At 38.6% G+C, this 25,037-nt stretch carries 29 protein-coding genes; all 29 read right to left on the bottom strand.

Annotated elements, in window-relative coordinates:
• Nucleotides 1–82: 82 nt before the first annotated feature.
• Complete coding sequence (locus VXK47_RS19255; protein ID WP_435550410.1) at nucleotides 83–1,228, bottom strand: polysaccharide deacetylase family protein; 1,146 nt, start codon at nucleotides 1,226–1,228, stop codon at nucleotides 83–85.
• A complete protein-coding gene (locus VXK47_RS19250; RefSeq protein ID WP_435550409.1) occupies nucleotides 1,225–2,145 on the bottom strand; it encodes a GNAT family N-acetyltransferase in 921 nt (306 codons plus the stop codon). Before VXK47_RS19250 ends, VXK47_RS19255 begins: the two co-directional genes overlap by 4 nt.
• Before the next feature lie 116 nt (nucleotides 2,146–2,261).
• Nucleotides 2,262–2,903, bottom strand: coding sequence for a hypothetical protein (locus tag VXK47_RS19245; protein ID WP_435550408.1), 642 nt, complete (start codon nucleotides 2,901–2,903; stop codon nucleotides 2,262–2,264).
• Nucleotides 2,904–2,977: 74 nt separating this feature from the next.
• Nucleotides 2,978–4,447, bottom strand: a complete 1,470-nt coding sequence (locus VXK47_RS19240; protein WP_435550407.1) for a lipopolysaccharide biosynthesis protein — start codon at nucleotides 4,445–4,447, stop codon at nucleotides 2,978–2,980.
• Nucleotides 4,448–4,487: 40 nt separating this feature from the next.
• Nucleotides 4,488–5,669 (bottom strand): O-antigen ligase family protein, encoded by a 1,182-nt coding sequence (locus VXK47_RS19235; RefSeq protein ID WP_435550406.1) that lies wholly within the window; start codon nucleotides 5,667–5,669, stop codon nucleotides 4,488–4,490.
• A 9-nt stretch (nucleotides 5,670–5,678) separates the two neighbouring features.
• A complete protein-coding gene (locus tag VXK47_RS19230) occupies nucleotides 5,679–6,218 on the bottom strand; it encodes a DapH/DapD/GlmU-related protein (RefSeq protein ID WP_435550405.1) in 540 nt (179 codons plus the stop codon).
• A 23-nt stretch (nucleotides 6,219–6,241) separates the two neighbouring features.
• Nucleotides 6,242–7,213: a Gfo/Idh/MocA family oxidoreductase gene (locus tag VXK47_RS19225; protein WP_435550404.1), complete on the bottom strand. Its 972-nt coding sequence runs from the start codon at nucleotides 7,211–7,213 to the stop codon at nucleotides 6,242–6,244.
• Between the two features lie 385 nt (nucleotides 7,214–7,598).
• Entirely contained in the window at nucleotides 7,599–7,883 is a 285-nt protein-coding gene (locus tag VXK47_RS19220) for a type II toxin-antitoxin system RelE/ParE family toxin (RefSeq protein WP_435550403.1), read from the bottom strand.
• A complete protein-coding gene (locus tag VXK47_RS19215) occupies nucleotides 7,883–8,107 on the bottom strand; it encodes a hypothetical protein (RefSeq protein ID WP_435550402.1) in 225 nt (74 codons plus the stop codon). The genes VXK47_RS19220 and VXK47_RS19215 overlap by 1 nt, the downstream gene beginning before the upstream one ends.
• Before the next feature lie 379 nt (nucleotides 8,108–8,486).
• Complete coding sequence (locus VXK47_RS19210; RefSeq protein ID WP_435550444.1) at nucleotides 8,487–8,735, bottom strand: type II toxin-antitoxin system PemK/MazF family toxin; 249 nt, start codon at nucleotides 8,733–8,735, stop codon at nucleotides 8,487–8,489.
• On the bottom strand, nucleotides 8,716–8,907 hold the full coding sequence (locus VXK47_RS19205; protein ID WP_435550401.1) for a hypothetical protein: 192 nt from the start codon (nucleotides 8,905–8,907) through the stop codon (nucleotides 8,716–8,718). Before VXK47_RS19205 ends, VXK47_RS19210 begins: the two co-directional genes overlap by 20 nt.
• Before the next feature lie 455 nt (nucleotides 8,908–9,362).
• Nucleotides 9,363–9,764 carry a PIN domain-containing protein gene (locus VXK47_RS19200; protein WP_435550400.1) on the bottom strand — a complete coding sequence of 134 codons (402 nt, stop codon included), beginning with the start codon at nucleotides 9,762–9,764 and terminating at the stop codon, nucleotides 9,363–9,365.
• Nucleotides 9,743–9,988: a hypothetical protein gene (locus tag VXK47_RS19195; protein ID WP_435550399.1), complete on the bottom strand. Its 246-nt coding sequence runs from the start codon at nucleotides 9,986–9,988 to the stop codon at nucleotides 9,743–9,745. Before VXK47_RS19195 ends, VXK47_RS19200 begins: the two co-directional genes overlap by 22 nt.
• 346 nt (nucleotides 9,989–10,334) lie before the next feature.
• Nucleotides 10,335–10,739 (bottom strand): type II toxin-antitoxin system VapC family toxin, encoded by a 405-nt coding sequence (locus VXK47_RS19190; RefSeq protein ID WP_435550398.1) that lies wholly within the window; start codon nucleotides 10,737–10,739, stop codon nucleotides 10,335–10,337.
• A complete protein-coding gene (locus VXK47_RS19185) occupies nucleotides 10,739–10,987 on the bottom strand; it encodes a hypothetical protein (RefSeq protein ID WP_435550397.1) in 249 nt (82 codons plus the stop codon). The genes VXK47_RS19190 and VXK47_RS19185 overlap by 1 nt, the downstream gene beginning before the upstream one ends.
• 160 nt (nucleotides 10,988–11,147) lie before the next feature.
• A complete protein-coding gene (locus VXK47_RS19180; protein WP_435550396.1) occupies nucleotides 11,148–12,071 on the bottom strand; it encodes a GDP-L-fucose synthase family protein in 924 nt (307 codons plus the stop codon).
• Nucleotides 12,064–13,149 (bottom strand): GDP-mannose 4,6-dehydratase, encoded by a 1,086-nt coding sequence (gene gmd / locus VXK47_RS19175; protein WP_435550395.1) that lies wholly within the window; start codon nucleotides 13,147–13,149, stop codon nucleotides 12,064–12,066. Before gmd ends, VXK47_RS19180 begins: the two co-directional genes overlap by 8 nt.
• Nucleotides 13,150–13,189: 40 nt before the next feature.
• Entirely contained in the window at nucleotides 13,190–13,342 is a 153-nt protein-coding gene (locus VXK47_RS19170) for a hypothetical protein (RefSeq protein WP_435550443.1), read from the bottom strand.
• Between the two features lie 164 nt (nucleotides 13,343–13,506).
• Nucleotides 13,507–13,722 carry a hypothetical protein gene (locus tag VXK47_RS19165; protein ID WP_435550394.1) on the bottom strand — a complete coding sequence of 72 codons (216 nt, stop codon included), beginning with the start codon at nucleotides 13,720–13,722 and terminating at the stop codon, nucleotides 13,507–13,509.
• 18 nt (nucleotides 13,723–13,740) lie between these two features.
• A complete protein-coding gene (locus tag VXK47_RS19160) occupies nucleotides 13,741–13,944 on the bottom strand; it encodes a hypothetical protein (RefSeq protein WP_435550393.1) in 204 nt (67 codons plus the stop codon).
• Between the two features lie 11 nt (nucleotides 13,945–13,955).
• Nucleotides 13,956–14,666, bottom strand: a complete 711-nt coding sequence (locus VXK47_RS19155; RefSeq protein ID WP_435550392.1) for a hypothetical protein — start codon at nucleotides 14,664–14,666, stop codon at nucleotides 13,956–13,958.
• 46 nt (nucleotides 14,667–14,712) lie between these two features.
• Nucleotides 14,713–15,003 (bottom strand): hypothetical protein, encoded by a 291-nt coding sequence (locus VXK47_RS19150; RefSeq protein WP_435550391.1) that lies wholly within the window; start codon nucleotides 15,001–15,003, stop codon nucleotides 14,713–14,715.
• Nucleotides 14,972–15,979 carry a peptidylprolyl isomerase gene (locus VXK47_RS19145; protein WP_435550390.1) on the bottom strand — a complete coding sequence of 336 codons (1,008 nt, stop codon included), beginning with the start codon at nucleotides 15,977–15,979 and terminating at the stop codon, nucleotides 14,972–14,974. Before VXK47_RS19145 ends, VXK47_RS19150 begins: the two co-directional genes overlap by 32 nt.
• Before the next feature lie 35 nt (nucleotides 15,980–16,014).
• A complete protein-coding gene (locus VXK47_RS19140; RefSeq protein WP_435550389.1) occupies nucleotides 16,015–18,405 on the bottom strand; it encodes a tetratricopeptide repeat protein in 2,391 nt (796 codons plus the stop codon).
• 19 nt (nucleotides 18,406–18,424) lie between these two features.
• On the bottom strand, nucleotides 18,425–20,026 hold the full coding sequence (locus VXK47_RS19135; RefSeq protein ID WP_435550388.1) for an MraY family glycosyltransferase: 1,602 nt from the start codon (nucleotides 20,024–20,026) through the stop codon (nucleotides 18,425–18,427).
• 52 nt (nucleotides 20,027–20,078) lie between these two features.
• Nucleotides 20,079–20,861: a CpsD/CapB family tyrosine-protein kinase gene (locus tag VXK47_RS19130; protein ID WP_435550387.1), complete on the bottom strand. Its 783-nt coding sequence runs from the start codon at nucleotides 20,859–20,861 to the stop codon at nucleotides 20,079–20,081.
• 106 nt (nucleotides 20,862–20,967) lie between these two features.
• Nucleotides 20,968–22,728, bottom strand: coding sequence for a GumC family protein (locus tag VXK47_RS19125; RefSeq protein ID WP_435550386.1), 1,761 nt, complete (start codon nucleotides 22,726–22,728; stop codon nucleotides 20,968–20,970).
• 21 nt (nucleotides 22,729–22,749) lie between these two features.
• Nucleotides 22,750–23,967 carry a hypothetical protein gene (locus VXK47_RS19120; RefSeq protein WP_435550385.1) on the bottom strand — a complete coding sequence of 406 codons (1,218 nt, stop codon included), beginning with the start codon at nucleotides 23,965–23,967 and terminating at the stop codon, nucleotides 22,750–22,752.
• A gap of 38 nt (nucleotides 23,968–24,005) precedes the next feature.
• Nucleotides 24,006–24,635, bottom strand: a complete 630-nt coding sequence (locus tag VXK47_RS19115) for a polysaccharide biosynthesis/export family protein (RefSeq protein ID WP_435550384.1) — start codon at nucleotides 24,633–24,635, stop codon at nucleotides 24,006–24,008.
• Between the last annotated feature and the right edge of the window lie 402 nt (nucleotides 24,636–25,037).

Below are 25,037 nucleotides of genomic sequence, written 5' to 3'. Positions count from 1 at the left end.
TATGAACTTTCCATCGGAAGAGGTTGTGTATTCTCACAAATCAAAAAATGATTTTTCTCTTTTCAATTGCCCTATTCAGGATTTATTCAAAAGCTTTCATAATTTCTGCAATTGATCCTATGTAAGCATTCTCACCCTTCAAATATTCAAGTACAGCAGAATACAATCCCCACCAGTCTTGATTCATTATTGCAGTCGGGTGCCAAAGAATGGTCAGGACACCTCCCACATTTTTCACGCTCTCTGTTATCTGTTTTACATACTTGAATGAAGTTATATTATCCAGTCGCAATCCCTTGTCCCGCCGTAACATAGCCCCTTCCTGAACTATTAATGGAACTTCAACAATATTCAATTGGGCTTCTTGTTGCAAATTATACAATTTCCAAGGATAGCAGGTACCGAAGCGGAAACCAACGTTATCATTAAAGCCAAGCGTCGAGTCATATGCGAACCCCGCTTCATCGTGAATTTTTGGGGTCACGCGGATGTCATAATGAAGGTAATGCTGACGGACACTAACAATATCATGCCCCAATACCCTTTCCAAGGCATCTTTCTGTTTCTTTAGCTCATTCAGATTGTCGAAAGAATACCAGGATGGGTGAAGACCAATTTCCCACCCCTGCCGATCAATTTCTTTTATCATTTCCGAAACCGACATTTTCCGACCGGCGAAAAGGATCATATCTGAAAGATCATACTCACAGTCTGAAATATGTTTTTTTGTGACATGGCTCCAGCCAGGCCAGAAAAAAAATGTGGAGCGCGCACCAATTGACGCTTCGGCGTCCAACCACCGTTCATAGCAATGCAAAGGATCTTTCTTATTTATATGCATACTGGCTTTAATTACGTCTTTGCCGTATCCTATACCTACTTGTAACGTTTTTAGTCTGTCTGTCGCATTCAATAATCGCGTAGATCTGCTCCTTATAGATTGTTTGAGAGAATGAAGCGTCACATGGTCAACATCGTGGGTCAGGCAAACGGCAAAAGGTTTACCTTCGGGCCATACCGGTTTTTTTCCACCCTGCGCGAGATAATTCTCATCGACGATGGGACGATAAAGAAGTCCCAGCCGGTTTAATATATTGAAGCCGAAATCCGGCACAATACGCTCCGGAGAAAAATCATTCGGAAGAAACTCAGCTTCATACCGGCCTTGCAGGAGCTTATTATAGTCAATATTGATTTCGCTTACAATAGTTGAGTCAGTATACGTCATTTATTAAATAATACCTCTTTAAATAAACGAAAAGCCTGGCTGGCTTTCAAAAGACGTGAATTGATTTTACTAATATTAAAATAAGCTTTCCGTACAGCACCAAATTGTCTGAATGAGTTTTCAACCCCTTCAATCATGCTTCCCTCAAAATCAAATTTTTTTGTCTTAGCGGATACGAATTTTATCGCTTCACGAATAAGCAGCGAGGCTGCTCCACTATTTCTGAAATCTGGATCTATCGTGCTAATCAAATCATACGCGCTGTTCTCATCCCAGATTACGAATAAAGCAGCATGCAAATTACCATCTCTATCAAATGCGCCAATTGTACATGCGGAGTTATTAGCATAGCCTGACTCAAAAATACGCTTAAACAGTTCAAAACTGTACGATATTGAGGAATTCTGTTTTTGAAGAGTCATTTTATGATTCTCGTAAAACGTTTTTGGGTCTATATCAAAAACTATATTTATTATTCTTTCAGATTTTTTTATGTTTTTGCGTTTCGAATGCGAAAAATTTGAAAAAACAACATCCAAATCAGTTAATTCTTCTATTACGTATGTATAGCGTGTGGTTTGCGAAAACTCCTTCCAATAAAACGGCAACCAGTTTGTGATCGAGTAATGGAAGTTTTGGGAGAAATAATCAAAGAGAGGCAACTGATTGATTAATTCTGTCATCAAGTCCTTTTCCTCAGCAAGCATCTTGGCGTATTTGGCTTTCGATGGCCGCAGCCAAGGGCCAAGCGTCTGAGTCAGGGGTGGTTGTGTAAGCATGACGTTCCCAAACCGATTTTTCATTACATATGGAAACCGCGCTACAATTTCATCACCATGTTTTACCTCTACCGCGCTCCACTGTCCCGGTGCTACCGCATCCAGCCACCAGGGTTTTTGAAATATGGAGTTATACATTCTATCCTTCCTAAGAAGACTTTATTGTGTTTGAAGCACTCAAAATCGCCCTATTAGTGGTCGCCTCTATCCCCCGTGGGGATGATAAATACTTCAGCCAATCTTCACTAAGTTCATCAAGTGCCATAGTTGTTTTTCACACTGCATAGTTTATAATCGACTCCATTCAGTTGTCGCATACGCTCATATTTGATTCCAAAAAAGCTATATACCGTCGTTTTTTTGACTGGAAAGAAGCCCGCTTTCAAGAGACCTTTAAACGAAGCAATATTATCAGTGGTTGTAAAACCATAAACATTGTTAAAATCTTTAGAAATATCTCTTGCGATTTGACTCAAAACAGCAGGATAAACATTATTACCTCTGCCCGTTAAACTAGTTTCACACCATCTTATTCCTGCATCATTTATGCTTAATTTTAAATTTGCAAAACGATCCCACTGAGTAATTGTTTGCGGACCAAATGTTACCCATGAACGGTGTACCCATTGATCATCAATATATGCATAGTAACCCCAATCACCCTGTTTTAAAAACTGCCTGAATTTATCAACATTAATTGGTGGTTCATATATTAGCGCATCATCAATATTGTCATTCGTAACTCTGTATATAGTTGCAGGAGTTCTAACGTTTTTAGTCTCTTTGAACTTAAAAGTAATTACTACTGCATGATATGGTTTCAGTCGATAAAAAAGTATCTTTAGCACCAATTTAGGATTTTTAATTGCTTTTATTAGTGTAGAGCAAAATGTCATGGTTGCACCTAACCGAAGATATGACCATTCCTCCATATATCGTGTTAAGGGTTTAAAATCTATTAAACCTCATACTAAAAAAATACGCCTGTTTTCTTTATTTGATAAGCTTTTAAAATAAGAAACAATATACCCGCACCTATTCCGGTTATTACAAACACTGACGAATCATGGCTCAATTGCCAAAATAACAATGGAATAAAGGCATATGGAGCAGCATAAAGGAATTGTCTTATGAAGCTGCTCATAGTTTTGGAAACACGAATACCTGCCATGTGCAATATATAGCAACAATTAAACAGTCGAAAAACAGCTTCAGTAACGCCAAAAAGCGCCACAGTAAATAAAGCGTCTCTTTTCATTCCTCCTATAATCAGTACAGTCAGGCGAATAGAAAACACAAATATATAAATAATTAGCCCTTCTCTCTGCCGTTCCATAACAGAGTATACGCTTGATATCGGTGAAGAAACAAATATCAGCAACATGAACACGCTTAACCACCGCACATATTCCCCTGCAATAACCCATTCCGCTCCGAACACTATTTTAAATAAATCTGGAGCAACAACCGCAATCAATAAAATGGGTACAAAGCCTAAGCTTAAGAGGGCGTTAAACATTTTCAAAGTTACATAATCTAAATCTCCCGCTCTTCTTGCTTCAACTGCCCTCGGGTAAAACACCCGTGACACCGCATCGCCTATGAGTCCCATTGGCACCGCTAAAATCCTGCTTCCTAATGTGTAAAGTCCTACTATAACCGGATTAAAAAAATAAGCCAATAATAACACTGGCAGCAAATTCGAACTGGTATTCAATAATGCTGACCATGAATCATACAATGGAAATTTTTTATACCTGCTGACCATCCGTCTCATCGATTTTTTGTCGATGGCCAAAATGATTTGCTTGCCCTCATCCTTGAATATCTGCCAGGCTAAACGTCCAGTTGCTGCCAGTTGTCCTATAAGTGCTCCTCCTATTAATCCTCCTGGCCCAAGATGCCATCCTGTTGTTCCTGCTCCGATTTGTGTCAATGTCGTTACTGTACTGATAGTAACCTGTCTCGCTGCCAGACGCTTAAACTGCTTACGTCGTGTACTCCAATAGTTGAAAGCAATAAATAAACCAGAAGCAATTATACTTATAGGCAAAAACCACAGCCAAAATACCAATTTAGGTGCATTAAATAAAACAGTAATCGATTTGTGAAAGAATGCAACTATCACAAACATAAAAATTGCTATACACAGACATATGGTAATGCATAGCGCAAAAACATTCGCGGCATCTTCGTCCTTTTCAGGCAAGACTATCGCGGATTCATATCTCAAGCAAGCTACCACTGCTATTATGTTGCTAATAGAGCTGAAGAGATTGAATACACCATAATCCGCCGGACTATATAGCCGAGTCAGAATCGGCGCCGCTATAATAGCAAGCCCCTGACCAATCACTGTTCCACCGCTTAAAATGGTTGCGTTTCTAACAAGCTTTCCCTTTGGTAGGCTTTTTTGAATTATTGAACGGATATTACGCAATTCTTATTAGTCCAACATATAGTGAGTAATCGGATTCTATCTATTCCGCAGAAAAATATTTCCTGTTGAATCTTGCAATGTAGCCAAAAATAAACACACCTGAATTGTCACGGAAATCACCACTTGTCATTGCAAATAGAAAGCACAATAGAAACAACAAAACGAATTTATTAGAGAAATCAAACATCCATGGGCCGGGTCTTAAAAGAAAGATAAATAGTATAGCGCCAACTATACCCAGTTCCGCTGCAACTTCATACAAAATATTATGGGGATATTCCCTCTCGATATTTTTCTTTGATTGACTTACTGTTGAGAAAATCTGCGTACCCGGCTTACCATATTTACCAAGGCCAACCCCTGAAAATGGCGCTGAAGTAAACTCCTTCCAAGTCTCAATTGCACCTGCATATCTCCCTGACTGTAAATACATCCCGCGTTTGTCGCCACGTGAAAAATATTTTTCGATCTGATTATGAAAAAACACATCTACTGTCCAAGCAGCTATTATTAGCGATAAACAGGCTAATAAAATTCTCCAATTCAACAATTTATTATGGCCATTGATCCATAAAAAGTGGCAAATAATTATTATTAAAAGTGATATGGCAGGTCCCCTGCTTCCAGTCATATACATGCCAATGAAAAAAGGCAAACATAAACCAATTTTTATCCAATAACTGAAACGCCCCCACACCAACAAAGTTAATGCACCAATAGCAAAACTGCGAGATATACCTATTGAGTTTGCACTTTGTATGCTAAGTCGTCCCTCAAATCGATAACCATGTAAGACGGGTACAGAATGTTTGAAAAAGAAATAAATTAAAGTGCTGGCAATCATAGCTACACTACAAACCCAGAAATACCTGGAGAATTTTTCCTTGTCTTTATGGAAAGCGCAACAGAACATTAACACATAGCCAAAAGAAAGAAACATTAAGATTAATTTTTGCAAAGAGTATCGGTCATTAAAGTCACATCGATACGTCAGGTAAATCAACCATGGTGCCCACGCTATTATTGTGAATAGAAATTCGCGGAGAAATTGCTTCTTGTTCCGGGTTTGAAAAAAAAACAAAAGCGCACAAAAAGCGGCGATGACTGATGTAGGCGCAGAATAGAAACCACTGGGGATGCTCATGCGTTGGAGTAATGGTATAAATAATGTTCCAAAATTGTAAAAAAAGAAGAGGGTGGCTGCAAAAAATATTACATACATATTGTATTGTTAGCCTTCTCGTTGATAAAGCTTGCCGCAAGCGTGACAATGCCCTTCATCGTTCAACTTTTCTCCGCATTCACACACCCAACCGATCTGTCGAGCAGGATTCCCTGCCATCAAAGCATAGTCGGGAACATCTTTGGTAACGACAGCACCTGCGCCAATAAAGGCATACTGTCCTATGGTATGACCACAGACGATGGTGCAGTTGGCTCCCAAAGTAGCCCCTTTCTTTACCAGAGTTGGGCGGGCCTGATCCATTTTGGAAATTTCAGCTCTGGGATTAAAGATGTTGGTGAAAACCATGGATGGCCCGCAAAAAACACCATACTCCAAAGTAACCCCTTTGTATATGGATACATTGTTCTGGATTTTGCAATTGTCCCCAATCGTAACATCAGGTCCGATGACAACATTCTGGCCAATATTGCAGCTCTTACCAATTTTTGATCCGGGAAGGACATGGGAAAAGTGCCAGATCTTCGTCCCTTTTCCGATCTGAACACCCTCATCAATATACGATGATTCATGAACAAAATAATCCATATTAGTCGCCTCAAAGTAGAATCTTATGGCCTTGGTCTTGCCAGAAAAGGATGTGAATGGTCAAGATTAATTTTGGGATTAGCATTACGTAATTTATGTGCCAGATTTATTGCATGTCGAGAGTCTTCCATACTGAATCCGCGACCATCAAGGATATCTTTATAGACAGCTGTATGCAGATCAGTAAAACCTTCTGAAAATTCAATTTCTTCGCCATCCACGGTTATTGATCTGAAAGTTGTTTTGCCTCTCCGTTTAGCGTCTTCGGGAACATCATTTCTGTCGACAGAGAGGAACCATCGAACATTTGCCTTTTCTAAATCAAGAAAACCAGACATCTTTTTTTCATCTGAGAAATGTACTTCATAATGTTTAACATCACCAAATATCCACATAAGCATGTCGAAAAAATGTATGCCAATATTTGTGGCAATACCTCCTGATTTATGTATATCTCCTTTCCAAGAAGTGAAATACCACTTACCCCGAGAAGTGATATAAGTTAACTCCACATCAAACTTTTCTTTTCTTGATGTATTACAAACTTTATCTTTTAAAGCAATGATAGTGGGGTGAACTCTAAGCTGCAAGATATTGTATACTCTTCGACCTGATTCATGTTCAATTTCCTGAAGCGCATCCAAATTCCATGGGTTAAGGACAAGCGGTTTTTCACATATGGCATCTGCGCCAATACGCAGGGCAAAACGGATATGGGCATCATGAAGATAATTAGGAGAACATATGCTGACATAATGTATTTTCTGATCTTCGCCTAATCGTCTCAACTTTTCGGCATGACGATCAAAACGCTCAAATTCTGTAAAAAAGGCAACTTCAAAAGAGAAACTGTCGAGAACTCCAACCGAATCTGCAGGATCAAGGGCTGCAATCAAAGAGCTCCCGGTGTCTCTAATGGCTTTCATATGCCGATGAGCGACATAACCGCCAGCGCCGATAAGTGCAAAATTTCTTTTTAATGTAGCTTTTCCCAAGATATTTCCCTCCAATAGAAAATTAATTTTTGCATACTGAATTATAAATTAAAACACATTATATAAGATAACAAATAGATATAATAGAATTTATTGTAGTGCAGTTACATATTTGGATGACGTTCTTCTGTATAAAAGCTGTTCATGGATTTTGGGTTTTGTGGGCATTTCCGGGCATTTCAGGGACGTGTACATTTCAGGGACGCGTACATTTCAGGGACGTTCTAAACATTTAAACTTTCTTATGATTTCCAGGACTCAACAAAAAGCTGTGTTGAGTGTTGTGTTTTGTGTTATTTATTGTTGGCGTTTTGATTTGTGGTTAAAAGAATAAAAAAAGCATTGAAACAGGGGTCATAATACGGATACAAAAGTCGGGATTTTTTCAATACACCTCATCATGCTTTCCTATATCCACAAGAACAATCAAATCTTTCCCGCTATCCGGATCTTTGTCAAATGTGAATACAATGCGACAATCGTACTCGACTTGGCAGGCCCAAAGTCCGATCAATTTTCCATGCAACTTATGAGCCTTAAGTGAAGGATCAAATGGTTCTCTTGAAAGCTTTTCCAGTGCAGAGAAAATCTTCTCCTGTAAAACAGGGTCTTTTCGCGTAGCTTTTTTAAACCCCCTACGAAATCCATTTGACCATGATAGAGTATACATCAATCTTTCAAGAGATCCTTTTTTAAATCTTCCACTGTCCCGAAGTGCGCTCTCTTTTCTTTGACAGCTTGCAACGCTTCCTTTGCATTGGCTGCAATTTCATCACGCCTCTCTTCGGCAACCCGCATTCTAAGTATCTCAAGTAGTTCCTCACGATCATCAAATGGAAGTGACTCCACAGCATCGATAGCCTTTTGAAAAGATGTTTCTTGATGGGAAATCATATTTTCCTCTGTAATCCTTTTTCAGTAAATACTTATTATATAAAAACCTTAACGATTTTTATGATATTTTAAATCAACCTGTTTGTCAACATTCAGCAAAAACGAAAAACTGCGGGACAGTTTTGGGGACGTTCTAAACATTTAAACTTTCTTATGATTTCCAGGACTAAACGGAAGATTGGATTGAGTGTTGTGTCATAAAAAGGGTTAAAGGTGCAAGGAAGTAATAGATCAGACGAGTGCCATTTTGGGAGCACAAAGGCGCGAAGAGGTAACGCCTCTGGTCATACACACCCAAGATAACCACAGATCTTTTCTCTGACAATATTGAAGATTGCGTTCTTAAGACTTCCGTAATGCCTTACTATTAACGATCCACTCAGGGTAAAGAGCTCTTGTCACAGCGAATCCAGCTCTTGCGAGGTAAATTCCCGATGCTCATTGAGGCATTATCAATTGCTATCGTGTATTCAGGTGTGGGCACCGAAGTCACAGCAACGCATATAAAGTCTCCATGCCGATCCGGCTGAGTTATTACCAAGACAGGACGTCTTTTCTCCGTTTTCAGATCCGAATATGGAAAAGGAATACCCACTATGTTGCCGGGGCTAGAACTTATTCCAGACATCATCTTCTTTGTTTTCCCAAATCCGTTTCATTACCGGCACCTGAGCCTTTTTCATGTCTTCAACACAAATATCCTGTTGAGCATGAATACGCTTGATAAATTCGAGTACCTCTCTTGCCAACGGCTCCGGAAGATCCCTAGCCTTTTCACAAATTTTATCTGCCACATTCATGCTTCACCATTTATCAATTTATTCGAATTTTGTTTTAAATTATGACACAACCCATCACTGTAGTCAATATTAGGTTTTGAGTTATGAAAGCGGCGGAAACAAACTGTGTGCAATAGCGAGACGTTCTAAACATTCAAACTTTCTTATGATTTCCGGGATTCATGGTGTTCCACAAAATTTAGTTCGATGGATGTCTCGGTATCACTCGTTTGCAGTGTCATCATTAAAAAGTTTTTTGACAGGATTAACAGGATGGACAGGATGTTGCCGGCCGGCTGGAAGCCGGTCAGGCAATAAGCCATCGCCTGATGTCAGACCGGACCGACTTGAGGTATCATATATTGATATAAACCATGAACATTGTGTTGTGTTTTGGGTTTTGCATTTTGTGTTTTGTGCTTACTGTTCATAGTTGAAACTATCCGGAAAGCTGGGAAGCGTTTGCTCCGGAGCAATTAATTATTTTCATATTTATAGGCAGGAGCGAGTTTTATTTCCTTTATATGCTTAAAATGCCTTGTATTGCGTGTAAGCAGTGGAAGGTTTTTGGCCCATGCCGTGGCGGCTATGACGTAGTCCGGCATTGAAGCGCGATGCGTTCCATATTTCTCAAGCAGCATCATATATTTATTGTTTATATCGCTATCAATTTTCAAGACCTTAATTTTCGATAATATATCGTTAATTTTTTTCTTTTCGGAAGAACTTAATCCAGGCTTAATGAGGAGTTCCTTTTTGCTGAGGATTGAACAATAGATTTCAATGGAGTCGGAGAAAAATATCTCCCTGGCTGGTTTTATTCTTTTCAAAAAGTCGATAAGAATATCCGTATCGACTAAGAGTCTGACTTTTGCCATTCCATAAGCTCTTGGATGAAATTTTTCGCTGACCTACTTCGTTTTGACTCTTTTGATCTCAACTCTCTCACATATTCGGCACTATCTGATATCTGTGTATAAGAAAACCCTGCTTGTTTTGCCTTAAGAAACTGCCCGAAAGCTATCAACTGCTGGATTTTTTCTTCTGTCAACTCTTTGGTTAAATCATTTATCTGTTTTTTATAATTTACTGCTGTTCTCATAAAAACTCCTATGGGTAAAGAACATTTTTGAATTTTTATAAATATTTTAATGTAAATTAATAATTGTGTCAAGTCCGATTGGGAGACATTCTAACTATTTAAACTTTCTTATGATTTTCAGGACTAAACGGAAAATTGTATTGAGTTTCGTGTTATAAAAAGAGTTCACGATTCAAGGTTCAAGGGGGCGAAGGTTCCCGGATTCAATTGGAATGATGAATAGCTACAACCAAAATATCTCATGATGTCCCAAGTTATAGAGTTGGGGAGGCTCCGCGAGCTCACCCTAAAGGGCTCGCTCACCTCCCCAACATCTATAATTTGGAAAGGTACCAGTTATAAAGAATCAAATGTTCGGAAAAGAAAAATAACGATAAACCAAACCGGTGATTTTTTCAAAATGTCTGTCCATTGTAACCAGCTCAGCACCATACTCCATTGTTTGAGCGGCAATCCATATATCATTACTTGGAATCGGTGTGCCCTGCCGTTTTAACTGCATTGCTATCCTCGAATATCGGTCTGCGGTAACATCTCCAATCTGTATTTCCTCAACTGCTTCATGGTTAATGAAGCGCTTAAGTTCGATCATATTCTCCTGGAATCTATTGCCGTTAAGAAAACCAAACATCAATTCCCCCAATACAATCGGAGAAATAAAAATATTTTCCGCTTGAACAAGATATTCGACAATCTCAGAATTGCCCATTTTAAATCCAACATAGCCGTTTGTATCCAGCAAAAGCTTCATTACCACATTGTCTCGTCAATTTGCTCAAAAAACTTTATTGAATCCATAAATGATAGAGCATCTTCACGATTCCATCCACCTGCAAATTGTATAAGTGATTCCGCTCTATGTTTATTTTTATTATTTTGAAATTTTTGACGAATAATCTCAGAGATAACATTATTTATAGATTGCCGTCTATCTTTTGCAATTTTTCTAATTTCTTTTTCAATTTCAGGGTCTATTCCCCTTATGGTTATCTGACTCATGAATCTCTCCTTACATCATTTTGATTCATATTATGATTCGTCAGGCCATATGTCAAGTTTAAATTATTTTATGCAAAGAGTTCACAGTTTAAGGTTTTGAGTGTTGAGTTATGAAATCTGTATAAAGTCAAAGCACGTCTTGGGCCAAATTTTATTTGTTTTATATCTTCTCGTAAGATATGCAGGTGCGACTGATTCCTTCTTCAAGTCCTGTTTTCGCCTCCCATCCCATAGCAGTCAGCTTCGAAACATCCAGCAGCTTTCTCAATGTGCCGTCCGGCTTTGTGTGATCAAATCTCAATTCGCCCTTATATCCTGCAATTTTTTTGATCAGTTCGGCCAGTTCTTTAATGGTAAGATCTTTGCCAACTCCTATATTGACGATTTCTCCTTCATTATAGTTCTGCATTAGAAAAACACAGGCGTCCGCAAGATCGTCCATATAAAGGAATTCACGCCGCGGTGTTCCTGTGCCCCATATTTCCACAAAAGGTATATTTTCAGCTTTAGCCTCGGAGAATTTTCGTATAAGCGCAGGAAGAACATGGGAATTATGCAGGTCATAGTTATCGCCGGGACCGTAAAGATTGGTCGGCATTACGGAAATATAATTTGTTCCGTATTGGCGGTTGTAAGCCTGACACATTTTAATGCCTGCTATCTTGGCAACTGCATAGGGTTCGTTTGTAGTCTCAAGATATCCGGAAAGCAGATATTCTTCTTTCATCGGCTGTGGGCAATTTTTGGGATAAATGCATGAGCTTCCAAGAAATAACAGTTTCTTTACACCAAATAAATAAGATGAGTGAATAATATTAGTCTGAATCATCAGATTGTCATAAATGAAATCGGCAGGATAGGTATTGTTTGCATATATGCCGCCTACTTTCGCAGCTGCCAGAAATACATATTCGGGCCTGTTGTCTTTAAAGAAAGTCTTCACATCAGCCTGCTTTTTCAAATCAAGATCGCTGCTGGCGCACATAATCAGGTTGGAATAATTTTCTGACTTCAACCTTCTTGTAATTGCCGAACCTACAAGCCCATTGTGTCCGGCAATATAAATTATTGATGATTTATTCATGATAGCAAAATGTTTTAAACCCTTTCTTCTTGCAAAGTAAATCCCGCTCGGCTTCACATAAATCTTCTCTCACCATCTCGGAAACGAGTTCATCAAAGCTTACCTTTGTACTCCAACCAAGCTTTTCTTTGGCTTTTTTAGGATCTCCAAGCAGTGTCTCTACTTCAGTAGGACGAAAATACCTCGGATCGACTTCCACCAGTATTTCGCCGGTACTTTCTTTAATCCCTTTTTCATCAATGCCTTTTCCTGCCCAAACAATGATAATACCTATTTTACGGAAAGCCGTTTCCACAAACTCCCGGACAGAGTGCTGTTCGCCCGTTGCAATCACATAGTCATCCGGAACGTTTTGCTGAAGTATAAGCCACTGGGCCTCGACATAATCTTTTGCATGACCCCAGTCACGCAGCGAATCAAGATTGCCAAGAAAAATTTTTTTTTGAAGCCCCAGCTTGATTCGGGCAACGGCGCGGGTTATTTTCCGTGTCACGAATGTCTCACCTCGCAACGGAGACTCATGGTTGAACAAAATACCGTTGCAGGCAAAATAACCATAGGCTTCGCGGTAGTTGACCGTAATCCAGTAAGCATAGAGTTTTGCCGCAGCATAAGGACTTCTGGGATAAAAAGGTGTGCTTTCTCTTTGAGGCACTTCCTGCACCTTTCCATATAGCTCGGAAGTTGACGCCTGATAGAATCGCGTCCGCTTCTCCATTCCAAGTATGCGAATGGCTTCCAAAATGCGCAGTGTACCTAAGCCATCGGCGTTTGCAGTGTATTCCGGCGTTTCAAAAGATACCTGAACATGACTTTGAGCTGCAAGATTATATATTTCATCGGGCTGAACTTCCTGTATGATACGGATCAGATTGGTTGAATCGGTGAGATCGCCGTAATGAAGTACAAAGCTCATCCGGCCCTCGTGAGGGTCCTGGTATAAATGATCAATTCTATCGGTATTAAAAAGTGATGCTCTGCGTTTAATTCCGTGTACTATATATCCTTTCTCAATCAGAAACTCTGCGAGATATGCTCCATCCTGTCCTGTAATGCCGGTAATAAGTGCTTTCTTCATGATAAATCTTTCTTTTTGTTGAGGTAATTTAATAAGTCTATCAGGCTAAAATCTCTTCGGTCTTCTCCCGCATAAGGTGCTCATCAGCCCTGGCGTCAACATTAAGCCTCACTACCGGCTCTGTATTTGAACAACGAAGATTGAAGCGCTCGGGACGCCACCGGCATTGTTTACTATATCCATCGTATTCCAGGTAGAACGCGGATCATGTATAATCCGTTCGCCAAGGTGTTTTGCAAGCATAGCAGATGATAGAAGTCCGACAATATAATATCCTTCAATAAAAATACCATTTTCGTCAAACAGAAAACAGCGATCAAAATCACCATCCCATGCAATCCCTATATCCGCCTGATTTTATCTTACCGCAGCAATCGTTGAAGCACGATTTTCGGGCAGCAAAGGATTTGGTATGCCGTTTGGAAAGTGTCCATCCGGATTATGATTTATTTTGACAAACAAAACAGGAAGATGCTGTTCAAGCAGATCAATAATTCTGCCGGTGCAACCATTGCCGGAGTTGACTACGATTTTAAGCGGTTTCAGGTTGGATATGTCCACATACCCAAGCATATGGGAACATATGCAGACTCAATGTTCAAGTGACAGGGAATCGGCAAGTAATGCACTTGTAAGACGGATATCACGGCCCACAACAACTCCGGATGGCTTCAGAAATTCAGCATATGCCCTTCCGATACGATATGCGATATCCCCGTTAAGATCGTCAGGCACTCTGCCGCGGATATCGTAAGCCTTAAAGCAGTTCAAATCTAAAGTATTATTCTCTTTCATAATATACCTGTTTAGCTACAGCCTGTAAAAGGTTGATAAATCAGAAACCATATTATTTTTATATATTCCAGGTAAATATACTTTAAGTTACGATTATTTCTTATCAGTGAAAGCATATTACCGGATGCATCCGAATATCTGCTCGAAACAAATGTCAGCATGAACCCGTCCCGACTTTTCCTTCCTTGCCAAGCAGGAAATAATATTTCATGGAAAACCCTGACTGCAATTATTCTGATCCTTAGCATATGGTGAGGCGAACTGACGAAGATAGCCGATTTAAGATGAAGTTGTTTCATCATTTCCCTGGCAATCAGTATTTCCAGATGGGTGTCTTCAAATCTTTCCGAGCGCTTTTTTATGATCCCGCTTATAAATTGAAGATTGATGGGTACCGGAACCAATATGCTCATACCTCCGGGCTTCGCTGAAGCATATTGTTTAGTTTGTCCAATAAAATCCGTTTTTGCAGGATGAGATCGGTTCAGCAGCGGTTTGTCAGATGTTTTTACCATCTGAAATACCTGATAATTGTTAGGGATAAGCAGAAACCTGGCATATCCTTCTTCTAATAATTGGTATGCTTCCTGCTGCCTGTTTTTAAAATCAGGACCGGCAAAAAGTATAATTGCATCGGATTTGACCGGACGGTTCGTATAAACCAGAATCTGAGGGAAAAATAGAACAAGAAATACAATACTCAAACCAATAATAAATGCCATATAAGTTTTTCGTGGTTTCATTTCCCATTTGTCGGGACCTTAGATTTTATTCAGATCGCCCGTAAATATCATCCATGCGTTCGATATCGTCTTCACGCAAATATCGACCGGATTGTATCTCAATCAATTCCAGCGGTATTTTACCGGGATTTTCCAAAAGGTCATTCCAATCCGATTCAAGGGCAATAATAACTCCGCAGGATGTTTTTTCCATTATCGCGTAATCTATGGAATCGCTCGGGCAGGCAGCAAATGATTCAATATCCAGTCGATAGAAATCAAGATCGCTTCGTCGATTTAATTTATCATTGAATCTTTGCCAAACTTCCTTCTTCATTCAGCAGAATCTCAACCGTCGCCTTTTCGCGTAACTTTCCAGCCTGCTGATCTGCTTCCCGCTTTGCTTTTTCTTCATGGAGAAACTGTCTTATTTTCTCTTTGACATCTTCATACGAAAGCACGGTTTCAGGTTTTTTGTCCGTGGCTTTAAAAATATGAAAACCATTGTCGGTCTCAACAATGTTACTCAGTTCGCCGGTTTTCAGCTTGAAAACCGCATCTTCGAGTTTATTATCAAGTTGTCCCATTTTGATATAACCAAGGTCCCCGCCTTTTGTTTTTGTGGGCCCGTCCGAATGTTCTCCCGCAATGACAGCAAAATCCTTCCCTTGTTTAATATCCTTCAGTATCTGCTCGGCTTTGCGACGCTCCTCCTGTTTACGGGGGGCGTCCCATTTCGGATCAGTCCGGATAAAGATATGGCTGACACGCACCTGAAGCGGTTGTTTAAAAAGCTCGATGCGGCCCTGGTAGTACTCGATGATATCATTGTCTGACACGCTTGTCTTTTCAGCAAGACGTCCAATATATTGCTGAAGCACATTATTTTTCAGCAGACGAGATCTGAGCATCTCCGGAGATATGTTACGCCTGTTTAATGCATTCTTATAATCCGTCTCGCTCTTGAATTGCCCTATCAAAGTTTTAATTTCTTTGTCGATACTTTTTTCATCGGGTTTGATTCCGGATTTCAGGCTTTCCTGATAAAGAATCTCCTGGCGGATCAGGCTTTCCAATACATCTTTTTGAACAGATTTTACCTTGCTCACGGTAAGAGGTTTTCCATATCCCAGTATGGCTTTTTGAATCTTTATAATCTCTTCATCAAGCTCTTCCCTGTAAACAGGCATGCCGTTGACTACTGCCGCTTTTTCATCCAACGGCGGCTTTTTTACTTCAGCCTGTGCTGATGAGATTACTGCTATTAAGCTGATAATTATAGCTGATATCCTGAATCCCGATATCCTGCTCATGCTCATTTTACCCCCTGTTAATTTTTTATTTTATGCTATCCAAGTTTCAATAATATTTTCTTGGCATTATCCTTACCTGCAAAAGCTCTGTGGTTGTTTATAGCCGAATTTAAATGTTCTTTTGCTTTTTCAAAATTGCCAAGCTTTTGATATATCATTCCAAGATGATAATTGATCTCAGGAATCAGATCGCCTTTATCTTCTATTTTAATTAATATATTAAGTGCTTTATCGTATTGCGCCTTGTGATAATAAATCCATGATGCCGTATCCATTACACTCGGCGATTCTTTATATTTTTCAATCAATGGCAGAATGAGACTTTCTGCTTTGTCAAGATTTTCCTTTGTTGGTTCGTATTCGGCATAATAATAGGCAAGATTGTTTGAAGCAAGAATATGACCCGGGTATTTCTTTAATACTTCTTCGTAGATTTGCCTGCTTTTTTTAATATCGCCTTTTTTCTCATAAAGACCGGCTGTCAAAATAGCATATCCCGGATTATCAGGATTATTACTGCGAAGTTTTTCATATTTTAAAATTGCCTGATCAATAGCTCCCTGCGACATTTCAAAATTTGCATAGGCCATAAGCACTTCCCGGCTATCCGGATTTATAGTTAAAGCGGTTTCAAAACTGTTTCTTGCCGCTTCAGGATCTTTTTTCAATACATAAAGCTGACCCAGCATAAGCCTGAAAGCCGTATTTTTAGGACTTATCCCAACTTGTTTAAAACATCTTGCCAATGCTTCATCAAGTTTCTTTTCATTTAGCTTAATTTTTATAATCATATTCATAGCAGGGAAATAATCAGGATTCACAGAAAGTGATTTTTCAAAATATTTTACTGCTTCTTTATAATTATTTTCCGCCGCATGCATAACCCCCATCTTATAATTTGCCGTTACCGATCCAGGATCATGTTTTATAACTTCTTCATAATATGATATTGCTTTGCGCTGATTCTTTGATAAAATCTCAAGATCTCCCATCATGACAAGAGCTTCAATATCATCAGGATTTTTTTTAAGTATTATTTGCATCTGTTCCTTTGCCATATCAATTTTATTGGTCCTTTGATAGATATTTGCAAGACCGAATCGGGCTGAACGCAGAGTATCGTTTTGTACAAGCAGTTTTTTATAAATGTCTTCGGCTATGGCAGGTTCACCGTTTAAATAATGCACCATCGCAAGTTTTGAAGACATATCGGTATTTCCCGGTTGCTCACCTATAACCGCTCTATAAGCTGCAATTGCGCCGGGAAAATCTCTTTTAGAAACAAGAATATCTCCTTTCAGGGTATGGGCACCAATATCTTTTGTGTTTTCTTTTATTATCTCATTGATCAGAACCAGCGCTTGATCTATCTTCTGCTCCTGAGCTAAAATTATAGCCTTGAATAGTTTGGCTTTTAAGAAATCCGGACCGGTTCGAGTCTTTTTCATAAAACTGTCCAAAAGGTTTACAGCTTCTTCTTCTTTACTTTCAGATAGTTTTATTTTTGCAAGAACCTCATAAGGAAGATAAGCTTCAGGTAAATCATTTACAGACCGGTTAAGCACCGCAACCATCTGCTCTTCTCTTTTTTGTTTTTCATAAAATTGAGCAAGTGAAATACGATATTTAACTTGCTCAGGATATTTTGCAATAAGATCCTTAATTACTTTTTCCGCTTCATCCACTCGTCCGGTACGTGAAAAAAATCCTGCCAGAATCAATTGGACACTGCCATCTTCTTTTTCCTGGCCGATGAAGTATCTGTATTCCTTTTCTGCCTCTTCATATTTCTTTTCGCCCTCCAGTATTCCGGCCAATAGCAGACGCCCCCGTTTATTTTCCGGATTCTGAGCCAATAAGCTTCTCATTATATCGGCGACTCCTGCAATGTCTTTTTGTATTCTTTTAATTGCCGCCAACATAAAATATGCTTCTTCTTTTTTGGGATTACTGTTGATGATTTGTTTTAAAACGGTTTCAGATTCGGTTAATTTACCATCAGCCATTAACAGACCTGCTTTCAATAATAAAGCGTCAGGATAATCCGGCTTTTTGCTGATTACCAGTTCAAGCTTTTCGTTGGCCTTGTCTTTTAATTTTGCAAGCAAATATATATTACCAAGCTGAATTTGAGCATCCAGCAACTCCGGGTCCAGCTCCACCGCCTTGGAAAAATCTCCGAAGGCTTTCCGGAATTCCGTTGCTTTAATTTCTATCATTCCAAGCATATAATAAGCCTGCGCAAATTTGGGGTCTATTTGCAGTGCATTTTTAAATTCCAATCCTGCCTTTATATAATCACTGTTTTCATAAAGCTTTTTGCCTTTATTGAAATATTTCATCTTTTTTTCTTCAGGGCCGCTGCATGCAAGCATACAAAATATGAACGGGATCAATAAAAATAATGCGGCAACTCTTTTATTCATTTTAGAATTCTCCATTTTATTACAACAAACCTCTTATGCAAATTATCACCATAGATACTGCAGTTGCGCTGCTCAACCATTTTAATCTACTTCTAAGTTCACCTATCAATACTTCATAACCGAACATTAAAATAATAATTTTCATAACAATAAACCCAGCCTGCATGACTTTAACACCCGGAAGGTTAGGAACAACAATTGCAATAAACAATATTAAAAAATCGGTAGGATTTATCTTGAATCCCTTTTTGCGTCTTGTGCTTTTAAGCGTCATTACAATTGATATCAGCATCAGAATATAAAGCGTATGATAAATTATTGTGATTTCACCATTCATCCATTGAGACTTGTTATTTTGGCCAAGATAAATAAGATAAGGTATGCTGAAATAAATTACTATTCTTAATATATTAGCAAGCCATTGTTCCTTGAACCACAACACCCAGGAAACACAAGCAGCTAAAGAAATTGCCACCAGCGAAAATTGAAGGGGTATTTTAGCAGGTGTTAATGATGCAATAATCAATAATACCGGCAATCCGTATTTTATAACTCCAAAAAATATCTTTATAAAAAATTGGCTGTCTTTTAATTTTCTAAGCTTACCTTTAATAACGACATCAATCAGGTCGTATCTTTTCAGAATAATATTATTCTTTTCAGCAATATTAAAACCTGCAAGCACCACAATAGAAAATGCTGAATAAAGCAGCAGCACAACTATAGCGGAATAATATTTTAAATAAAGCGCAGCAGATATAAGAAATGTTTGCAGAACATATATGCTGAATACTGCTTCACTATGATACAATCCAAGTTTCATAAGTTTATGGTGAAAATGATTTTTATCCGCCGCAAAAGGAGGCCTGCCGTTTCTGACACGTTCCACCATCACAGTTAAAGTATCAAGGACAGGAAATCCGAGAATAATAAGCGGTAATATAGGTGTAAGAGCCGTGTGTCCCTGAGTAATCGCCAATGATAATGTTATTGCCAGAAAGCCTAACAACTGACTTCCGGCATCTCCCATAAATACTTCGGCAGGGAAAGTGTTAAATCGTAAAAAACCGAAAATGGCACCGCTAACAGACATTGAAATGATTAATACGGCTTGATTTTCCACACGGAATGCCAGGTAGCCTATACAGATGAAACTAAGAAGAGTAATACCACCTGCCAGTCCGTCGAGACCATCAGATAAATTAATTGCATTTGTTACACCTACAATTACAAACAAAGTCAATAAGATCGATGGAATTTCCGGAATAATGAAACCTTCGGGTAAAAGCATGCCAAGTGAACGGATTTTTATACCACCATAAAGTATGATAACCAATGCAGCCGCAATTTGTGAAATGAATTTTATTTTATAATTCAGATCTCTTGTATCATCAATAAAGCCTTCGGTAACCACAATTGCGCAACCTATTAAAATTGATGCTAAAGAGTTATCCAAAGGAAGCCATGCAATAAAGGGAATAAATATACCCAAAGCCATACCGATTCCACCGATTTTAGGGATTGGATAAGTATGGATCTTTCTGGGATTAGGAATATCTACTGCATTTACTTTCTGAGCAATACTTTTTAACAACTGCACTGCTACAATTGTTGTCAGCATGGAAAATAAACACAGTAAAAAATAAATAGTATTATTAGAACTTTGCACAAACTTACTTTTTTTCTTTTGACTTGTTAAGAACAGTGCCGATTACTTGTTTACCCTGCAAAAGCTCAATAGCTTTTTTAACATCAGCTGCAGATGTTTTTTCCGATTCTACCACAAGCAAAATTCCGTCAACATATCCTGAAAGTATTAGTGGGTCAGCACTTGTCAAAAGACTTGAACAGTCAAAAATAATAATACGATCCTGATAACGGCTTTTTACTTCCCTGGCAAGAGCTTCCATTCTGGGAGAGTCAAGAAGTTCGGAAGAATTTACTAGTGAAGAACCACCGGGCATAATCACCATCTTATCAATGCCGGGATTGATCAATATATCATCGATTCCGGAATCACCAAGCAGATATTTATCCAATCCTGCGCAGCCGGTTATGCCCATAAATTTATGCACAGATGGATTACGCAGATTTGCGTCTATCAACAATACTGTCCGGTCGAGTTTGAATGATATACTGACTGCCATATTAATTGCGATAGTAGTTTTTCCTTCTTTCGGGTTAGGACTTGTTATAAGAAGTGAATTACCTCCGATTGCTTCAAGTTTGTTTAACACCTGAGTGTATAGTATCCTCATCTGGTCGCAAACATTATCTTCCTGAAATAATGAAACAATCTTGCGCTTTTTTAACATGTTGGTATCAATCTCTATTTTTTTGGTATTTGTATAAACAGGATTGACTTCACATCTTTTGTAATTTGTTTGATCGGATACCCCGGAAGAAATGGGACTCTTTTCTTCCACTTTATTATTTTTTGCAGTTTCACCCATCATGCTCATTTTTTTCCCTATAAGTATGGCGGCTGGGTGTAAAACCCGGCCCTGCATCATTCTTCATAGACAGCATTTTATATGCAGCCGCTGATGCACCATATAGTTTTTAAAATATCATAATTTTATTTACTACCCTCTGTATTTTGATCCACAATATATCAAGAGGCATATAGAAGATAGAAATAAGAAACAATCCCAGAGCAATCACAGCAGCAATTGCCAGAGCAGCTCCGATAGATTTCAGACGCCGTGCTTTTAATTCTTCCGGACTTGTCATCATGGAGATTTCAGCTAAAACGGGCAGTCCTGTAATACTACCCAGTTGGCCTATATCCTTGACCGATGTATCAAAAGCTTCCAGTAAAGCCAAAAGTCCGAAACCGGCTCCAAAAGACATAAAAAGACTGATAAGCAAAATTGCAACCCGATTAGGTTTATACGGTTTTTCAGGATACTGCGCCGGATCTACTATTGTAAAACGTTCACCCCGCTGACTTTCTTCCATCCCCTGTGCAACTTTTGCTTCCATATATTTATTCATCAGTTCCGTGTATTTTCTCTTTGCGTTTTCATAATCACTCATCAACGCCATATATTCTTTCTCTACAAGAGGCGCCTGAGCCAGGCGTTTTTCATAGTCCGCAATTTTTTCTTTCAGTTCCTTTTGCTGCTCTTTAATGTTCCGAATTTCCGCTTCACTTGAAATAATCTGAGTTTTTATGTTGATATAAGCCGGGTTATCCGGTTTTTCCTCCTGTATATCAATTTTTGCTATTTCCTCCGGATGAGAGATTACTTCGGCTGAAAGAGCTTTTACTTCTTTTGAAAGGTTTATTACATCAGGATGTTTAGAACCCAGTTTACTTTGCATCAAAGCCAGTTTTGTCTCAAGATCTTCGAGCTTCTTTATTTTTTCAACTGAATCATCTTTGATATCGACCTGTGCCTCAAGCTCAGCTATTTCCTTTTTCAAGCGCTTGATATCAGGATGTTTTACAGAAAGAAGGCTTTGTTTGCCTATTAAATCCAGACGAAGGTACTTCAGCCGCTCGGTTGGATTCATGACCGTTTTACCTTCCGCCGTCAAAATGGGAGTTAAAGGATCAACATTGCTGAGCTGTCCTTCAAGAAGAATTTTTCTGTCCTTCAATGTATTTAACTGATCAGCAATCTGATCAAAGTTCCGGTTCAACGCCGCCAGGTTTTGAAGGTTCAAAGCGCTATATTCAGGCAGTTCATTTAAATGGATATTCTTAAAGTGGCTTATCTTGCTTTGATACCCATCTATTTCAGCCTTAAGGTTGTTTATCTCCTGCTGAAAAAATGCGGCTGTATCTGATGCGCTCTGTTCCCGCGTTTTCAGATTTTCCTCAAGATACAAAGAAGCCAAAACATTGGCAACTTTTTGCACAGTTGCAGGATTTTTCCCTTCATAGGAAAGCGTAAATGCAATTGTAGCCGCAGTAGGACGCCCGGTTCGCTTGTCTATAACCTCGGCGCTGATCGTATCAAACTTTATATCATCACGCATCTCCTCTACAATTTCTTCTGTAGTATAGTGTTCCCTCATTTCTTTGTATAGGTCGAACCTGTTAATGATTTCAAGCAAGCGTGACCTGCTCATAATTCTCTGGGTAATCGTCTGAAGCCTTTCCTCTACATAACTTGTAATTGTAGTCATTACATATTCCGGCGGAATTTGTTGGCCTTCTATAAGTATGGTCGATTTAGACCTGTATATTGACGGCGGAATAAAGGCTATCGCACATCCGATAAAAATAAGCAGAGAAAAAGCGGCTGCAAAAGTTTTCCATCTTCGCCTGATAATTCTTTTGATAGTTTTATAATCTATCGTTGTTTCCTGCATAATATTGAAATCCGTTCGTTACTATAATTTATCCGGAAAATTAAATGTTAACCCTATCCATATACGATTCCGGTCATATCCGGAATTGTTTGAAGCATTCATATCTTTATGAAGCGCATAGCTGTTTCCCAACTGCAGATTATAATTCTCCGTTAACCGGTAATTCAGCACAGGCATTATATTAAGATGCCTTGAATCTTCTTCTTTTGAATTGGGATCATCAGACTTATTTGAATAGACTTCTGTTTTTAATTGCACATTAAGCCGTTCACTCAAGCGCATGGTATATTCAAAATATCCCTTGGTTGTGGTGATTGGGTATCCATTAGCGCTGTATCCCAAATCATAGTTAAACCCCAGTAGTATCGAATATATTTCTCCGGTTTTTTCAACGGAAATATCTGCCAAACCATTTATATTGTGATCGCTTTCCTCAACCTTTATTATTATCGGACGCAAGTAAGGATACGGCAATCTGAAATCACGAACGTCACCCATGTGTATATCATATTTATAAAGGCTTTCCGTATAGCGCCCTCCCAGAAAAGCACTCATTGAAAGGGTCCGGGTAAACATATGATTCCAGCCTAAATAAACGCCATAGTTATCGATATCGTTTACATCGGAACAGTATTTCTCATAGTAGGGTTTTACTGTTATAACGTTTTTTAAATCAGGCAATTGCTTTATATAGTTTAAGGTAACAGTATCATGTTTATAATCGACGGATTTTCCGTCATAATATGTTTCCTGGTGTTTAAAATCCATTCCTAAGCTTGAATCTTCATTTATATTATAAGTAAGTCCGCCGGTGCCTGTATATCTTTTTCTGTTTTGGCGCGTTGTTATGATTCCTGTTTCCTGAAGTTCGGATTCAAGGGTTGTATCCTTAAGATAAGATAAATCGGCATTAAATCTGAAGCGCTCATTCAATAAGGCCTTGCCTCCGAATTCAAAATTAATATTCTCGGTTTCATCATATGTTTTTGAAGCATAACGCTGGAAATCAATACTTCCTTTTGAATGCAATCCGATTCTTTCAGTCGCATAATCATATGTTAATGATGGCATAATACTGATCAGAAAGTCATCTTCAATAGAATGACTTCTGAAACCCACATTGTCATCATACTCATTTTTTAAATAAATTGAAGGAACTATAGTCATATCAGCAGCAAAACTTTTGAGTGTACAGCAGATAATCAGAAGAAATATGAATGCTATTTTTAATCTCACCAAGAGATGTTTCAAGAATGACAAATTGTTATGCAATTGTCTCACGGAACCACTACTACATCGCCTCTATTCAATACAATATTTTGTTCAAGACTCTCGCCTTTTTCCACTTCTTTGTAATTAAACTTAAGCTTGATAGTTTTAGTACCGTTTAATCTTAGAATTAAAATGTTTTCTTTGTCGGCAAAAGGATTAAGCCCTCCCGCCATCGATAAAATCTGCATTACATTTGTGTTACCGACAATTGCAAACTGCCCCGGAGTATTTACTTTACCGATTACATAGACACGATTACTGACTGATTTTAATAATATCACAGTTACAGTTGGATCAGGGATAAATTCGCCTATCTTTTTTTCAACGGTATCTCTTAGCATAGTGACGGTCATTCCTGCTGTATTAACATCTCCCATTAAAGGAAAAGAAATTATACCGTCAGGGGGAATTTCCATCTGTTTGTTCAAAGCTTCGTCTTTCCAAACCGATATTTCAATCACATCTCCGGCAGAAAGCCGGTACCTGTCGTTTTGATTAACAAGAATAAGCCGGGGCTTGCTGATCTCTTCACATATTGCCGTACGAACAAGCATAAATTGAAAAAGTAAAAAAACAGTTTGCAATAATACTATTCTTGTTAATACCTTTTTGTTTTTAAAGATTTTGTAATGCATATTATTTAACTTTCTAAAAGTTGAAGAATGCCGGACTTTAATCAAGTTCAAGGAATGTGAGATTTGAATATATTTACTGCCATAGTTATCTTAATGCAAAATCCGAGACTGATACAGTCACTGAACTAAAAACTTTAGCAGTAACCGGTTAAAAGTTACAGCTCCGCTCTTTCGATTACAAGACCAAAGCTTTGCAAGATTGTTTCGGATCTACTCGGAAGAAACCAAATTCAGCATCTCAGAACCTTGATATCATTTTCGTTGAGTTATAGTCAAGAGTTGTGTATGGAATAATTAGGCGGCGATCCATTTTTTTTCAATTCCATTCACAAATTTGACTCCTTTAATTACTTCAGCCAATCGTTCAGGGCAGTGGAGACGTAACCATCTTTTCTCAGCGCA

The sequence above is a fragment of the Desulfobacterium sp. N47 genome (assembly GCF_051233685.1).
GTDB lineage: Bacteria > Desulfobacterota > Desulfobacteria > Desulfobacterales > RPRI01 > RPRI01.
Note: the sequence above shows the minus strand (reverse complement) of the source record. Positions and strands in the feature narration are given on the sequence as shown.

Coding starts and splice junctions, on each gene's coding strand:
- VXK47_RS19255 (WP_435550410.1), bottom strand. CDS start 1,228: ATGACGTATACTGACTCAACTATTGTAAGCGAAATCAATATTGACTAT.
- VXK47_RS19250 (WP_435550409.1), bottom strand. CDS start 2,145: ATGTATAACTCCATATTTCAAAAACCCTGGTGGCTGGATGCGGTAGCA.
- VXK47_RS19245 (WP_435550408.1), bottom strand. CDS start 2,903: ATGACATTTTGCTCTACACTAATAAAAGCAATTAAAAATCCTAAATTG.
- VXK47_RS19235 (WP_435550406.1), bottom strand. CDS start 5,669: ATGTATGTAATATTTTTTGCAGCCACCCTCTTCTTTTTTTACAATTTT.
- VXK47_RS19230 (WP_435550405.1), bottom strand. CDS start 6,218: ATGGATTATTTTGTTCATGAATCATCGTATATTGATGAGGGTGTTCAG.
- VXK47_RS19220 (WP_435550403.1), bottom strand. CDS start 7,883: ATGTATACTCTATCATGGTCAAATGGATTTCGTAGGGGGTTTAAAAAA.
- VXK47_RS19215 (WP_435550402.1), bottom strand. CDS start 8,107: ATGATTTCCCATCAAGAAACATCTTTTCAAAAGGCTATCGATGCTGTG.
- VXK47_RS19210 (WP_435550444.1), bottom strand. CDS start 8,735: ATGTCTGGAATAAGTTCTAGCCCCGGCAACATAGTGGGTATTCCTTTT.
- VXK47_RS19205 (WP_435550401.1), bottom strand. CDS start 8,907: ATGAATGTGGCAGATAAAATTTGTGAAAAGGCTAGGGATCTTCCGGAG.
- VXK47_RS19200 (WP_435550400.1), bottom strand. CDS start 9,764: ATGGCAAAAGTCAGACTCTTAGTCGATACGGATATTCTTATCGACTTT.
- VXK47_RS19195 (WP_435550399.1), bottom strand. CDS start 9,988: ATGAGAACAGCAGTAAATTATAAAAAACAGATAAATGATTTAACCAAA.
- VXK47_RS19190 (WP_435550398.1), bottom strand. CDS start 10,739: ATGAAGCTTTTGCTGGATACAAACGGCTATGTTGGATTTAAAATGGGC.
- VXK47_RS19185 (WP_435550397.1), bottom strand. CDS start 10,987: ATGAGTCAGATAACCATAAGGGGAATAGACCCTGAAATTGAAAAAGAA.
- VXK47_RS19180 (WP_435550396.1), bottom strand. CDS start 12,071: ATGAATAAATCATCAATAATTTATATTGCCGGACACAATGGGCTTGTA.
- gmd (WP_435550395.1), bottom strand. CDS start 13,149: ATGAAGAAAGCACTTATTACCGGCATTACAGGACAGGATGGAGCATAT.
- VXK47_RS19165 (WP_435550394.1), bottom strand. CDS start 13,722: ATGCTTGGGTATGTGGACATATCCAACCTGAAACCGCTTAAAATCGTA.
- VXK47_RS19160 (WP_435550393.1), bottom strand. CDS start 13,944: ATGAAAGAGAATAATACTTTAGATTTGAACTGCTTTAAGGCTTACGAT.
- VXK47_RS19155 (WP_435550392.1), bottom strand. CDS start 14,666: ATGGCATTTATTATTGGTTTGAGTATTGTATTTCTTGTTCTATTTTTC.
- VXK47_RS19150 (WP_435550391.1), bottom strand. CDS start 15,003: ATGAAGAAGGAAGTTTGGCAAAGATTCAATGATAAATTAAATCGACGA.
- VXK47_RS19145 (WP_435550390.1), bottom strand. CDS start 15,979: ATGAGCAGGATATCGGGATTCAGGATATCAGCTATAATTATCAGCTTA.
- VXK47_RS19140 (WP_435550389.1), bottom strand. CDS start 18,405: ATGAATAAAAGAGTTGCCGCATTATTTTTATTGATCCCGTTCATATTT.
- VXK47_RS19135 (WP_435550388.1), bottom strand. CDS start 20,026: ATGCTGACAACAATTGTAGCAGTGCAGTTGTTAAAAAGTATTGCTCAG.
- VXK47_RS19130 (WP_435550387.1), bottom strand. CDS start 20,861: ATGATGGGTGAAACTGCAAAAAATAATAAAGTGGAAGAAAAGAGTCCC.
- VXK47_RS19125 (WP_435550386.1), bottom strand. CDS start 22,728: ATGCAGGAAACAACGATAGATTATAAAACTATCAAAAGAATTATCAGG.
- VXK47_RS19115 (WP_435550384.1), bottom strand. CDS start 24,635: ATGCATTACAAAATCTTTAAAAACAAAAAGGTATTAACAAGAATAGTA.